Annotated in this window: 12 protein-coding genes; 7 read left to right on the plus strand and 5 right to left on the minus strand. The window is 68.1% G+C overall.

Translation table 11 applies throughout. The features are described 5' to 3' along the window. Positions 1 to 12: 12 nt before the first annotated feature. The 3 genes from pheT to FHS00_RS13800 all read left to right on the plus strand — a co-directional run bounded on the left by pheT (position 13) and on the right by FHS00_RS13800 (position 3,629). On the plus strand, positions 13 to 2,406 hold the full coding sequence (gene pheT, locus FHS00_RS13790; protein ID WP_183474670.1) for a phenylalanine--tRNA ligase subunit beta: 2,394 nt from the start codon (positions 13 to 15) through the stop codon (positions 2,404 to 2,406). A 160-nt stretch (positions 2,407 to 2,566) separates the two neighbouring features. After that, positions 2,567 to 3,004, plus strand: coding sequence for a large conductance mechanosensitive channel protein MscL (gene mscL / locus FHS00_RS13795; protein WP_183474671.1), 438 nt, complete (start codon positions 2,567 to 2,569; stop codon positions 3,002 to 3,004). Positions 3,005 to 3,095: 91 nt separating this feature from the next. After that, positions 3,096 to 3,629, plus strand: a complete 534-nt coding sequence (locus tag FHS00_RS13800) for an FMN-dependent NADH-azoreductase (protein ID WP_183474672.1) — start codon at positions 3,096 to 3,098, stop codon at positions 3,627 to 3,629. Between the two features lie 63 nt (positions 3,630 to 3,692). Here FHS00_RS13800 and FHS00_RS13805 read toward each other — a convergent pair whose 3' ends face one another. Both FHS00_RS13805 and ald read right to left on the minus strand, forming a co-directional pair. Further along, positions 3,693 to 4,145 (minus strand): DUF2383 domain-containing protein, encoded by a 453-nt coding sequence (locus FHS00_RS13805; protein WP_183474673.1) that lies wholly within the window; start codon positions 4,143 to 4,145, stop codon positions 3,693 to 3,695. A 76-nt stretch (positions 4,146 to 4,221) separates the two neighbouring features. After that, a complete protein-coding gene (gene ald, locus FHS00_RS13810) occupies positions 4,222 to 5,340 on the minus strand; it encodes an alanine dehydrogenase (RefSeq protein ID WP_183474674.1) in 1,119 nt (372 codons plus the stop codon). A gap of 128 nt (positions 5,341 to 5,468) precedes the next feature. Between ald and FHS00_RS13815 the strand changes: the two genes are divergently transcribed. Beyond that, positions 5,469 to 5,930: an Lrp/AsnC family transcriptional regulator gene (locus tag FHS00_RS13815; protein WP_183474675.1), complete on the plus strand. Its 462-nt coding sequence runs from the start codon at positions 5,469 to 5,471 to the stop codon at positions 5,928 to 5,930. A gap of 51 nt (positions 5,931 to 5,981) precedes the next feature. Here FHS00_RS13815 and FHS00_RS13820 read toward each other — a convergent pair whose 3' ends face one another. The 3 genes from FHS00_RS13820 to rpsU form a co-directional block, all read right to left on the minus strand. Further along, positions 5,982 to 6,512 (minus strand): redoxin domain-containing protein, encoded by a 531-nt coding sequence (locus FHS00_RS13820; RefSeq protein WP_183474676.1) that lies wholly within the window; start codon positions 6,510 to 6,512, stop codon positions 5,982 to 5,984. A gap of 85 nt (positions 6,513 to 6,597) precedes the next feature. Continuing rightward, entirely contained in the window at positions 6,598 to 6,924 is a 327-nt protein-coding gene (locus tag FHS00_RS13825; protein ID WP_183474677.1) for a hypothetical protein, read from the minus strand. A gap of 126 nt (positions 6,925 to 7,050) precedes the next feature. Then, positions 7,051 to 7,257, minus strand: coding sequence for a 30S ribosomal protein S21 (rpsU, locus tag FHS00_RS13830; RefSeq protein WP_007255353.1), 207 nt, complete (start codon positions 7,255 to 7,257; stop codon positions 7,051 to 7,053). 104 nt (positions 7,258 to 7,361) lie between these two features. Here rpsU and FHS00_RS13835 point away from each other — a divergent pair, with 104 nt between their 5' ends. From FHS00_RS13835 to FHS00_RS13845, 3 genes are all read left to right on the plus strand, one after another. Further along, positions 7,362 to 8,084: a COQ9 family protein gene (locus FHS00_RS13835; protein WP_183474678.1), complete on the plus strand. Its 723-nt coding sequence runs from the start codon at positions 7,362 to 7,364 to the stop codon at positions 8,082 to 8,084. Then, positions 8,081 to 9,058, plus strand: coding sequence for an NAD(P)H-quinone oxidoreductase (locus FHS00_RS13840; protein WP_183474679.1), 978 nt, complete (start codon positions 8,081 to 8,083; stop codon positions 9,056 to 9,058). The genes FHS00_RS13835 and FHS00_RS13840 overlap by 4 nt, the downstream gene beginning before the upstream one ends. 134 nt (positions 9,059 to 9,192) lie before the next feature. Then, a partial coding sequence (locus tag FHS00_RS13845; protein WP_183474680.1) for an electron transfer flavoprotein subunit beta/FixA family protein occupies positions 9,193 to 9,896 on the plus strand: 704 nt, incomplete at its 3' end.

The following is a 9,896-nucleotide window of genomic DNA, read 5'->3' on the forward strand; positions in this document are numbered from 1 at the left end:
AGGGCAACCGACATGAAATTCACCCTCTCCTGGCTCAAGGACCATCTCGACACCACCGCCAGCGTCGACGAGATCGCCGAGGCGCTGACCGATCTCGGGCTCGAGGTCGAAGGCATCGAGAACCCCGCCGCGGCCCTCGAGAACTTCGTCATCGGCAAGGTCGTCGCCGCCGAGAAGCACCCCGACGCCGACAAGCTGCAGGTCTGCCGGGTCGAACTGCCGGGCGGCGAGGACCAGATCATCTGCGGCGCGCCCAATGCGCGGCAGGGCATCACCGTGGTCGTCGCCCGCCCCGGCACCTACGTACCCGGCCCCGACTTCACCATCGGCGTCGGCAAGATCCGCGGCGTCGAGAGCCACGGCATGATGTGCTCGGAGCGCGAGCTGGGTCTGGGCGACGCGCATGAGGGCATCATCGAGCTGCCCTCGGGCGAAGTCGGTCAGAGCTTTGCCGACTGGCTGGCCGAGAACGATCCCGCCAAGGTCGACCCCGTCATCGAGATCGCGATCACGCCCAACCGCGGTGACGCGCTCGGTATCCGCGGCATCGCGCGCGACCTCTCGGCGCGCGGCGTCGGCACGCTGAAGCCGCTCGAAGTGAACTCGGTGCAGGGCAGCTACGACTGCCCGATCGGCGTCGAGATCGCGCCCGACACGCGCGACGGCTGCCCGATCTTCGCGGGCCGTCTCATCCGCGGCGTGAAGAACGGGCCCTCGCCCGACTGGCTTCAGGACCGGCTGCGTGCCATCGGCCTGCGCCCGATCAGCTTCCTCGTCGACGTGACCAACTATATCACCTACGACCTGAACCGGCCGCTGCACGTCTTCGACGCCGACAAGGTGGCCGGCAATCTGCGGGTGCACCGCGCCGAGGGCGGCGAGAGCTTCGCCGCGCTCGACGAGAAGTCCTACACCCTCGATCAGGGCATGATCGTGATTTCCGACGACAATGGCGTCGAGAGCCTCGCGGGGATCATGGGCGGCGTCGACACCAGCGTGACCGAGGAGACCACCAACGTCTTTGTCGAAAGCGCGCTGTGGAACCCGGTGCAGATCGCGCTGACCGGCCGCGCGCTTCGGATCCACTCGGATGCGCGCCAGCGCTTCGAGCGCGGCATCGATACCGATTTCGTCACCACCGGCCTGCAGATCGCTGTGCGGATGATCGTCGACCATGCCGGCGGCGAGGCGTCGAAATCGGTGATCGCGGGGGCGACGCCGGACAATAGCCGCGCCTACCGCTTCGACCCGAAGGCGGTGACGCGGATCGTCGGCATGGAGATCCCCGTCAAGGAGCAGCGCCAGACGCTCGACCGTCTGGGCTTCCGGCTCGATGGCGAGACGGCGCATGTCCCGGCCTGGCGCTCGGACATCCAGGGCGAGGCCGACCTCGTCGAGGAAGTGGCGCGCGTCGCCTCGCTGTCCAAGCTCCAAGGCGTGCCGTTGCCGCGCCCCGAAGGCGTGGCGCAGCCCGTGCTGACGCCGATGCAGGCGCGTCTTTCCAAGGCGCGGCGCACCACCGCGAGCCTCGGCTACGACGAATGCGTCACCTACAGCTTCATCGACGCGCAGGCCGCGTCGCTGTTCGGCGGCGGCTCGGATGCGACCCGGCTCGAGAACCCGATCTCCTCGGAGATGAGCCACATGCGCCCCGACCTGCTGCCGGGCCTGCTGCGCGCCGCCGCGCGCAATCAGGCGCGCGGGCAGGCGGATCTCGCGCTGTTCGAGGCGGGGCACGTGTTCTGGGGCGGTGAGCCGGGCGAGCAGCGGCTCTGCGTCGCAGGCCTGCTGACCGGCCGGACCGGCCCGAAGGACGTGCATGGCGCCGCGCGGCCCGTCGATCTCTACGACGCCAAGGCCGATGCCGAGGCCGTCCTCGCCTCCATGGGCGCGCCCGCCAAGGTGCAGATCCTGCGCGGCGGTGAGGGCTGGTGGCATCCGGGCCGTCATGGCCGGATCTGCCTCGGCCCCAAGAAGGTGCTGGGCGTCTTCGGTGAACTGCACCCCCGCGTGCTCGCGGAACTCGACGTGAAAGGTCCGGCAGTGGCCTTCGTGCTCTGGCCGGAGGAGGTGCCACTGCCGCGCCAGAACGGCGCCGCGCGTCCGGCCTTCACGCCGCCCGCGCTGCAGCCGGTCGAACGCGACTTCGCCTTCGTGGTAGATGCGAAGGTCGAGGCGCTCACCCTGGTCAACGCGGCCGCTGGCGCGGACAAGGCGCTGATCTCCAATGTGCGGGTCTTCGACCAGTTCCAGGGCGGCTCGCTCGGTGAGGGGCGCAAGTCGGTGGCGATCACGGTGCGGCTGCAGCCGACCGAGAAGACGCTCACCGAGAAGGAGATCGAGGCCGTGGGCGCCAAGATCGTCGAGAAGGTGACCAAGGCCACCGGCGGCGAACTGCGCGGCTGAGGCCACGCCCATCGGAACGGGGGAGGGGGGCGACCGCGAGGTGCGCCCTCTTTCTCATCCGTGGCCGTCATGCCGCGCCCTTATCGGGCTTTCGCGCCGATCGGTGACGCATCGCGACCGGCTGCGTTAGCTAGGGGATCGAACCGGACAGGAGACACCGATGATCAAGGAATTCCGCAACTTCATCGCCAAGGGCAACGTGATGGACCTCGCGGTCGGCATCATCATCGGCGCCGCCTTCACCGCCATCGTCCAGAGCCTCGTGCATGACCTGATCAACCCGGTGATCGGGCTGATCCTCGGCGGCATCGACTTCACCTCGATGTATGTCGTGCTGTCGGGCGACGTGCCTCCGGGCAGCTCTCTCGAGGTCGCGCGCGAGAGCGGGGCCGCGGTCTTCGCCTATGGCGCCTTCCTGACGGCGGTCATCAACTTCCTGATCATCGCCTGGGTGGTGTTCCTGCTGGTCAAGGGCGTGAACCGGATCAAGGACGCCGCCGTCGAGAAGGGCGAGCCTGTGCCCGCCGCGCCGAAAGGCCCGACGCAGGAGGAGCTGCTGACCGACATCCGCGATCTGCTCAAGACAAGAGAGATATGAGGCGCGGCGCAGTTTATGTGCGCGGATGCGGAGTTCACCTCGTGGCTGTGCGCCCCTAGCTAGGGTGCATCTCCAATCGAGGACGAATTCCATGACCATCCTGCATATCGACAGCTCCATTCTCGGCGAGAATTCGGTCTCGCGTGATCTCACCGCGGCCATCGTCGCCGAGCTGACCTCCAAGTCCGACGAGACCGTGCTGCGCCGCGACCTCGCCGATCCCGAGACCGAGGCCGCCTTCGACGGCGACCCGGTCGAGCAGCTGATGGCGGCCGACACGCTGGTCATCGGCGCGCCGATGTACAACTTCGCGATTCCGCACCAGCTCAAGGCCTGGATCGATTCGGTCGCCGTCGCCGGCAAGACCTTCCAGTACACTGCCGAGGGCCCGCAGGGCCTCGCCGGCGGGCGCCGTGCCATCGTGGTCTATGCCTCGGGTGGCGTGCATGACGGGGCCACCGACTTCGTCGAGCCCTACCTGCGGCAGGTTCTCGGCTTCATCGGCATCTCCGACGTGACGGTGCTGCGGGTCGAGGGAGTGGCGATCTCGCCCGAGGCGCGCGCCAAAGCGATCAACGACGCCCGGGCCAAGGTGCCCGCGATCGCGCAGAAGATCGCTGCCTGATCTCGGGCTTCTTACGGCAAACGGCCGGCGCGATGCGCCGGCCGTTTTCGTTCGTGCGGCGTCTCAGGCGGTTTTGGCGGCCTGATCCATCCAGTCCTTGTGCTTGCGCTCATCCGCGAGGCCGCGCTGGAACAGGGCCTTGTCGGTGGCGGGCACGGATTCGTTGTCGACCGCGTGCTGATAGGCGCTGATCGTGTCGATCTCGTTGGTGGCCATCGCCTTGAGGATCGCACCGTCGCCGCCGACCATGTCGGCGAGCTTGATCTTGCCGGTGGTCAGAAGCTGCTTCATGTCGCCTTCGCCGGGGACGTTGGCGCCGACGCGGCCGGCCAGTGCGGTGAGGTCCTGCAGGTGCCGCAGGTGGTCCTGCCGGAACTCCTCGACCTTGGCCTTGTGGGCGGGATTCTCGAGCCGCTCGATGGTGGTCTCGTAGGCGGCGATGGCGTCATGCTCGAGCAGGATGAAGTTCTCGACCAGCTTGGCCATGTCGCTCGACGTGCCGATGGTGGTAACCATTGTATCGTCCTCCGCATATGGGATTGCGGAGGGCAAACGATTGCCGCACCGGAGCGTTCCGGTGCGGCATCGCACCTCAGCGGCCGAGCGCCTGTGCCGCCGAGATCGCTTCGCGGCCGAGGCCTTCGCCCACGGCCAGGTTGGTGATCCGGCCCTGATGGACGTTGAGTCCCTCGGCGAGGTGCGGGTCGTCGAGGCAGGCCTGCTTCCAGCCCTTGCCAGCGATCGCCAGCACGAAGGGCATGGTCGCGTTGCCGAGCGCCAGCGTCGAGGTGCGGGCCACCGCGCCGGGCATGTTGGCGACGCAGTAATGCATGATGCCGTCGACCTCGTAGATCGGGTTCTCATGCGTGGTCGGCTTCGAGGTCTCGAAGCAGCCGCCTTGGTCGATGGCGACGTCGACGATCGCCGCGCCGGGCTTCATGGTCGAGAGCTGCTCGCGGGTGACCAGCTTGGGCGCGGCGGCGCCGGGGACCAGCACCGCGCCGATCACCATGTCGGCCTGGGTGACGGCATCGGCGGTGGCGCCGGCGGTGGCGTAGAGGGTGCGGAACTGGTCGCCGAAGACGTCGTCGAGATAGCGCATCCGCGGCAGCGACTTGTCGAGCACGGTAACCCGCGCGCCCATGCCGGCGGCGATCTTGGCGGCATGGGTGCCGACCACGCCGCCGCCGATGACGACGACATTGGCCGGGTTCACGCCGGGCACGCCGCCCATCAGCACGCCGCGGCCGCCATTGGCCTTCTGCAGCGTCCAGGCGCCCATCTGGGGCGCGAGCCGACCGGCCACTTCCGACATCGGCGCCAGCAGCGGCAGGCCGCCATTGCGGTCGGTGACGGTCTCGTAGGCGATGCAAGTGGCGCCCGAGTTCACCAGATCCTCGGTCTGTTCCGGATCGGGGGCGAGGTGGAGATAGGTGAAGAGAATCTGGCCCTCGCGCAGCATCCGGCGCTCGACGGCCTGCGGCTCCTTGACTTTCACGATCATCTCGGCGCTGGCGAAGATCTCTTCAGCGCTGTCGGCGATGGCGGCACCGGCGGCGCGGTAATCGTCGTCAGTGAACCCGGCACCAAGGCCGGCGCCGGCCTGCATGGTGACCTTGTGGCCTTGGCCCACCGCCTCGCGGGCGGCGTTGGGGGTCAGGCCCACGCGGAATTCCTGGGGCTTGATTTCGGTGGGGCATCCGATGTGCATGACATGTCCTCCTGTCTTTCTCCCATGATGCGCCTGTTCGCACGCAATTGCTGACGAGTTCTTCGCTGGCTGAGCGGTGTTTTTCGAAGCTACTTGCGTCATGGTCGCTGATGTTCGAAGAATCGTGCATGGATCAAATCGACCGCATAGACCGCGCCATCCTCGCCGCCCTGCAGGCGGATGGCCGGTTGTCGAATGCTCAGCTCTCCGAGCAGGTGAACCTCTCGCCTTCGGCCTGTCATCGCCGGGTGCGGGCGCTGGAGGCGGCCGGGTTGATCCGGGGCTATGTCGCGCTTCTCGATCCGCGCGGGCTCGGCCGGCCGGTCACGGTATTCGTGGAGATCACGCTGTCTGGGCAGGCCGACGAGCTGCTCGACGCCTTCGAGGCGGCGGTGGCGCGAATCCCAGACGTGCTGGAGTGCCACCTGATGGCAGGGACGGCGGATTACCTGCTCAAGGTGGTGGCGCGCGACAGCGAAGATTTCGCCCAGATCCACCGCCGCCATCTTGCCCGGTTGCCCGGCGTGCAGACCATGCAGTCGAGCTTCGCGCTCAGGACGGTGCGCCAGACCACGGCCCTGCCGATATGACGACGCCGCCCCGAGGGGCGGCGTCACCGGTGTAGCAGCAGCGGCGCCAGGTCAGGCGGCCCGCTTGGTGCCGCGGACCGGGTATTCGTTCTCGCGGATGAACTTCAGCCCGTTCAACAGCCCCTCGAGGTCGGGACGCGAGAAGGGTGCGTTCGAGATGTCTGTGATATGTACCGTGCCCCGATCGTTGATCACGAAGACCGCGGGCTCGGCAAAGGGCCGGTCGGTCTCCTGCGCGGAACGCGGCTCGGAGACGTAGAGACCCAGCTCGTGCATCTGCGGCACGCTCAGGTCGAAGGCGACAGGCGCGCTGGTGCCGGTCTCGTCGGCGAAGGCGCGGGCCTTCTCCTCCGGATCGCCGGATACCAGCAGCACGTCGATCCCGGCCTCGTGGAACTTGGGCAGCAGCCCTTCGAGGCCGGAGACGTATTTGTGGCAGATCGGGCAATGCTTGCCGCGATAGACCACGATCATCTGCCAGTCGCGCCCCTTTTGCGGACGGCCCAGCGTGATCCCGCCGCCGCCGAGCAGCGGTAGGGTGATCTCGGGCAGGGTGGTGTCGGGGACGGGTTTGCCGGTCATGAAGGCTCCTTCGCGTTGCGGTTCGGTCCACAACGCGCGAAGCCGCCTGCGGGTCGACGCGATCACGAGAAGGCGAAGTCGCGCCTCAGCCCGCCACCATCCTCTCGAGCACCAGCCCCGCGATGCTGCGGGCAAAGGGCGCCATGCCCCCCGGACCCGAGGCGCGATCCTTGAGATGGATCGTGATGTCCGGGCGGCGGCCGGCGATCACGCCGATCAGCTCGCCCCGGATTCGATCGTCGAGCCCGGCGCCGATCACCACGCAGGCGATGTTCGGCTCGGCGTCGAGCTGCCGCTCGACCTCGTCCCGGTCATGCGCGCCCAGCCATTCGACCGGCAGGTCGTCCAAGGCGCTCGACACGGTCTCGACCACGCCGGGCAGCCGCCCGACCAGCAGGATGACGGGTTTCATCCTCTCCTCCCTGTCCATGCGGTGCCATTCTACACCGAACCGTGGCGCGAGAGATGCAATGGACAAGAAAAAAACCCCCGGAGCCGTCGCCTCGGGGGTTTCGCCGCTCAAAGGTGGCACGTGATCTCAGAGGAGACCTTCGCGCTGGGCCTTCTTGCGGGCGAGCTTGCGCTGACGGCGGATGGCCTCGGCCTTCTCGCGCGCCTTCTTCTCGGAGGGCTTCTCGAAATGCTGCTTGAGCTTCATCTCGCGGAACACACCCTCGCGCTGCAACTTCTTCTTCAGAGCCCGGAGGGCCTGATCGACGTTGTTGTCGCGAACGCTAACCTGCATGTGGTTTTCACCACCTTTCTAAGCTGGAGTTTCAAGATTGCAGGAAGCGGCCGTATAGCAAAGCCCCGACAGCTTGTCTAGGCTGGGGCGGAAGGGAGACGCGCATGAATCCATATACCGATGCGGACGGGACCACCCGCCCCGAGGATCCGCAGGTCGAACGGCTGCTCGACGCGATCCTGCCCCATGTCGCCTTCGACGGCTGGTCGGACACCGCGCTGCGCGCCGCCGCGCGCGATGCCGACATGACCCTGCCGCAGGTCGCGGCGCTGTGCCCGCGGGGCGCGATCGATCTCGCTGTGGCGCTGCATGATCGCGGCGACCGGGCCATGGCCGAAAAGGTGCGCAGCGCCGAGCTGGGCGCGATGCGCTACCGCGACCGGGTGGCCTTCGCGCTGCGCGCGCGGATCGAGGCGGTGGCCGACAAGGAGGCGCTGCGCCGCGCCACCGCGCTCTTCGCCCTGCCGCAGCATGCGGCCGAGGGCGCGCGGCTGCTGTGGCGTACCGCCGATGCGATCTGGGTCGCGCTGGGTGACGCCTCGGACGACGTGAACTGGTACACCAAGCGGGCGACGCTGTCGGGCGTCTGGGCCTCCGTGGTGCTCTATTGGCTCGGCGATGACAGCCTCGACCACCAGGCGACCTGGGCCTTCATCGACCGGCGCATCGACGACGTGATGCGCATCGAAAGCGCCAAGGCCAAGGCCCGCGATTCGGTGCTGCTGCGCCCGGTGACCGGGGCGCTGTCGCTGCTGCTCTCGGGCGTGCACGCGCCGCATCGCAAGCCGCCGATGGATCTGCCCGGCCATTGGAGCACCCGCCGATGAGCATGCGCGCGGTCGAGATCGCCCGTCCCGGCGGGCCGGAAGTGCTGCGCGCGACGACGCGCCCGCGACCCGAGCCGAGGCATGGCGAAGTCGTCATCGACGTGGCCTATGCCGGGGTGAACCGCCCCGACGCGCTGCAGCGGGCCGGGCTCTACGCCCCGCCGCCCGAGGCCTCGGACCTGCCGGGGCTCGAGGTGGCCGGGCATGTGGCGGCGGTCGGCCCCGGCGTGACGGAATGGGCGGTGGGCGACGCGGTCTGCGCGCTGACCCCCGGCGGCGGCTATTCCGAGGCGGTGGCGACGCCCGCGCGCCATTGCCTGCCGGTGCCGCGCGGCATGGACCTCAAGGAGGCGGCCTGCCTGCCAGAGACATTCTTCACCGTCTGGTCCAACGTTTTCATGCGCGGCGGCCTCAAAGGCGGCGAACGCTTTCTGGTGCATGGCGGCTCTTCCGGCATCGGCACCACGGCGATCCAGCTCGCCCGGCATTTCGGCGCACGGGTCTTCGCCACCGCCGGCTCGGCCGAGAAATGCGCCGCCTGCCAGAGGCTCGGGGCCGAGCGGGCGATCAACTACCGCGAGGCGGATTTCGTCGAGGTGCTGCGTGCCGAGGGCGGGGCGGACCTGATCCTCGACATGGTCGGCGGCGACTACGTCGCGCGAAACCTCAAGGCACTCGCCGATGACGGGCGGCTGGTGCAGATCGCCTTTCTGCAAGGGCCCAAGATGGAGCTGAACCTCGCGCCGTTGATGATGCGCAGGCTGACGCTCACCGGCTCGACGCTGCGGCCGCAATCCATCGCGGCCAAGGCCGCCATTGCCGACGAGCTGCGCGCCCATGTCTGGCCGCTGCTGGATGCAGGCCGCATCGGTCCGGTGATGGACAGCACCTATCCGCTGGCCGAGGCGGCGGCGGCGCATGCCCGGATGGAGAGCTCCGCGCATATCGGCAAGATCGTCCTCCAGATCGGCTGAGGGACGCTCCCTAGGCGGCAGGTTGACGTGCGCGTAACGCGACGTCGCCCGGCCCCCAAGGGTCGGTTTCGCCTTGTTGCCGCCGAAAGACGCGCGCTACCAATCTCGCGAAGATCCGTAAGGAAAGGGTGATCATGAAGATCCTAGTCCCCGTGAAGCGGGTGATCGACTACAACGTGAAGGTGCGTGTGAAGTCGGACGGCTCGGGCGTCGATCTGGCGAACGTGAAGATGTCGATGAACCCGTTCGACGAGATCGCGGTCGAGGAGGCGATCCGGCTGAAGGAGGCGGGTGTCGCCTCCGAGGTGGTGGCGGTGTCGATCGGCGTGAAGCAGGCGCAGGAGACGCTCAGGACGGCGCTGGCGATGGGCGCGGACCGGGCGATCCTGGTGGTCGCCGCCGATGCGCCGGATCAGGACATCGAGCCACTGGCGGTGGCGAAGATCCTCGCCAAGCTGGTCGAGCAGGAGCAGCCGCAGCTGGTGCTCTGCGGCAAGCAGGCGATCGACAACGACATGAACGCCACCGGGCAGATGCTCTCGGCGCTGTTGGGCTGGTCCCAGGCCACCTTCGCCTCCGAGGTGAAGATCGACGGTGACAAGGCGCAGGTGACGCGCGAGGTCGATGGCGGTCTGCAGACGATCTCGGTGAAGCTGCCGGCGATCGTCTCGGTGGACCTGCGGCTGAACGAGCCGCGCTACGCTTCGCTGCCCAACATCATGAAGGCCAAGAAGAAGCCGCTCGACGAGAAGACGGCGGCCGATTTCGGCGTCGACGTCAGCCCGCGGCTGGAGGTGGTGAAGACCGCCGAGCCGCCGGAGCGCAAGGCGGGGATGAT

The organism is Limimaricola variabilis, assembly GCF_014195545.1.
Classification (GTDB): Bacteria; Pseudomonadota; Alphaproteobacteria; order Rhodobacterales; family Rhodobacteraceae; genus Limimaricola; species Limimaricola variabilis.

Bases quoted from the DNA above. Each gene is read 5' to 3' on its own strand.
- pheT (WP_183474670.1), top strand. From the start codon at position 13: ATGAAATTCACCCTCTCCTGGCTCAAGGACCATCTCGACACCACCGCC.
- mscL (WP_183474671.1), top strand. From the start codon at position 2,567: ATGATCAAGGAATTCCGCAACTTCATCGCCAAGGGCAACGTGATGGAC.
- FHS00_RS13800 (WP_183474672.1), top strand. From the start codon at position 3,096: ATGACCATCCTGCATATCGACAGCTCCATTCTCGGCGAGAATTCGGTC.
- FHS00_RS13805 (WP_183474673.1), bottom strand. From the start codon at position 4,145: ATGGTTACCACCATCGGCACGTCGAGCGACATGGCCAAGCTGGTCGAG.
- ald (WP_183474674.1), bottom strand. From the start codon at position 5,340: ATGCACATCGGATGCCCCACCGAAATCAAGCCCCAGGAATTCCGCGTG.
- FHS00_RS13815 (WP_183474675.1), top strand. From the start codon at position 5,469: ATGGATCAAATCGACCGCATAGACCGCGCCATCCTCGCCGCCCTGCAG.
- FHS00_RS13820 (WP_183474676.1), bottom strand. From the start codon at position 6,512: ATGACCGGCAAACCCGTCCCCGACACCACCCTGCCCGAGATCACCCTA.
- FHS00_RS13825 (WP_183474677.1), bottom strand. From the start codon at position 6,924: ATGAAACCCGTCATCCTGCTGGTCGGGCGGCTGCCCGGCGTGGTCGAG.
- rpsU (WP_007255353.1), bottom strand. From the start codon at position 7,257: ATGCAGGTTAGCGTTCGCGACAACAACGTCGATCAGGCCCTCCGGGCT.
- FHS00_RS13835 (WP_183474678.1), top strand. From the start codon at position 7,362: ATGAATCCATATACCGATGCGGACGGGACCACCCGCCCCGAGGATCCG.
- FHS00_RS13840 (WP_183474679.1), top strand. From the start codon at position 8,081: ATGAGCATGCGCGCGGTCGAGATCGCCCGTCCCGGCGGGCCGGAAGTG.